This window comes from Micromonospora sp. AMSO12t, from assembly GCF_008806585.1.
GTDB lineage: Bacteria > Actinomycetota > Actinomycetes > Mycobacteriales > Micromonosporaceae > Micromonospora > Micromonospora reichwaldensis.
In genome coordinates, this window is sequence record NZ_WAAS01000613.1 from 1 (window position 1) to 464 (window position 464).

The 464-nt window shown below is 57.1% G+C and carries 1 protein-coding gene; it reads right to left on the reverse strand.

The annotated features are described in order from the left end of the window. Window positions 1-153 precede the first annotated feature (153 nt). Window positions 154-464 (reverse strand): DUF3077 domain-containing protein (locus F6X68_RS33195; RefSeq protein ID WP_151457889.1); only part of this gene is annotated, 311 nt, incomplete at its 5' end.

Below are 464 nucleotides of genomic sequence, written 5' to 3' on the forward strand. Positions count from 1 at the left end.
CCACTGAAAAGCCCCCGTCAGCCTTGTGGCTGGCGGGGGCTTTTTTGTGGGCGGCAACTTCAGATCAAAAGATCGCAGCCTTCGGCAGCTCCTACAGGTTTCGCATTCCATGTAGGAGCTGCCGGAGGCTGCGATCTTTTGATCTTTAAACCTCTACAGGCTTTCAGGTATCTCTGTTTCAGACTCGGTCTTCGTGCGCGCAGGTCGCGGTATCAATGCCTGGATCACATCATCAAGCAAAGCCTTGCCCATCACCGTCAGGTAATGCGCAGCCCAGGCATGGCGGTCGGTGTCTTTGATGAAGGCGGCGTCCTCGGCGAAGGATTTGGCGAGGGACAGCAGGTCGGAAGATTGGGACAGGGCATCGATGATCGGGATGCCGGCGCGGACGTTGAAGAACGCTTGATCCGAGTGGTAGGGGAAGGGGGTGCAGCCGATGTTTTTAACGTTTGCGGGTCCGTGCA